At 68.9% G+C, this 1,541-nt stretch carries 1 protein-coding gene; it reads right to left on the bottom strand.

Going from position 1 to position 1,541, the window contains the following annotated elements; all coding sequences use genetic code 11:
- Nucleotides 1-14 precede the first annotated feature (14 nt).
- A partial coding sequence (acs, locus tag ACH107_RS32735) for an acetate--CoA ligase (RefSeq protein WP_412509765.1) occupies nt 15-1,541 on the bottom strand: 1,527 nt, incomplete at its 5' end.

Genomic DNA, 1,541 nt, shown 5'->3' with positions numbered 1-1,541 from the left:
CCGGCCGCGTCATCTCAGCGGTTCATCCTGTTTTCGACGAGGTCGTCGACGACGGAGGGGTCGGCGAGTGTTGATGTGTCGCCGAGGGCGCCGTGGTCGTTTTCCGCGATCTTGCGCAGGATTCGGCGCATGATCTTGCCGGAGCGTGTCTTGGGCAGTCCCGGGGCCCACTGGATGAGGTCGGGGCTGGCGATGGGGCCGATTTCCTGCCGGACCCAGTTGCGCAGTTCCTTGCGCAGCGCCTCGGAGGGCTCCTCGCCGGCCATCAGGGTGACGTAGCAGTAGATGCCCTGGCCCTTGATGTCATGCGGGTAGCCGACCACCGCGGCCTCCGACACCTTGGCATGGGCCACCAGCGCGCTTTCCACCTCGGCGGTGCCCATGCGGTGGCCCGAGACGTTGATCACGTCGTCCACGCGCCCGGTGATCCAGTAATCGCCGTCCGCGTCGCGGCGGCAGCCGTCGCCGGTGAAGTAATAGCCCTTGTAATCGGCGAAATAGGTCTTCTCGAAGCGGGCATGGTCGCCCCAGACGGTGCGCATCTGGCCCGGCCAGCTGTCCTTGATGCACAGCACGCCCTCGGCCGGGTCGTCATGGATCTCCGCGCCCGATTGCGGGTCGAGCACCACGGGCTGCACCCCGAAGAAGGGCTTCATCGCCGCGCCGGGCTTGGTGGCATGCGCGCCGGGCAGCGGCGTCATCAGGTGGCCGCCCGTCTCGGTCTGCCACCAGGTGTCGACGATGGGGCAGCGGCCCTGGCCGACCACGTCGTTGTACCACGCCCAGGCCTCGGGGTTGATCGGCTCGCCCACCGTGCCGAGGATGCGCAGGCTGGACAGGTCGCACTTGGTGACGAACTCGTCACCCTGGCCCATCAGCGCGCGGATCGCGGTGGGGGCGGTGTAGAATTGCGTCACCGCGTGCTTCTCGCAGACCTGCCAGAAGCGCGAGGCGTCGGGCCATGTCGGCACGCCCTCGAACATCAGCGTGGTCGCGCCGTTGGCCAGCGGCCCGTAGACGATGTAGCTGTGCCCGGTGACCCAGCCGACATCGGCCGTGCACCAGTAGACGTCGCCCGCGTGGACGTCGAAGGTGATCTCGTGGGTCATCGCGGCATAGACGAGGTAGCCGCCGGAGGTATGCACCACGCCCTTGGGCTGCCCGGTGGAGCCGGAAGTGTAGAGGATGAAGAGCGGGTCCTCCGCGCCCATCTCCTCGGGCGGGCAGTCGGTGCCCACCTTCGCGGCCTCCTCGTGCCACCAGTAATCCAGCCCGTCGCGCCACGCGACCGGGTCGCCGGTGCGGCGCACCACCAGGCAGGTCACGTCGCGCGTGTCGTGCAGCAGCGCCTGGTTGACGTTGTCCTTGAGCTTGGTCGCCCGCCCGCCGCGCGGGGCGTGGTCGGCGGTGATCACCAGCTTGGCGTCGCAGCCGTTCACCCGCGCGCCGAGCGCGTCGGGCGAGAACCCCGCGAAAACCACCGAGTGGATCGCGCCGATCCGCGCGCAGGCCAGCATCGCATAGGCCGCCTCGGGGATCAT

It is taken from the genome of Roseovarius halophilus (ex Wu et al. 2025), from assembly GCF_047086965.1.
Note: the sequence above shows the minus strand (reverse complement) of the source record. Positions and strands in the feature narration are given on the sequence as shown.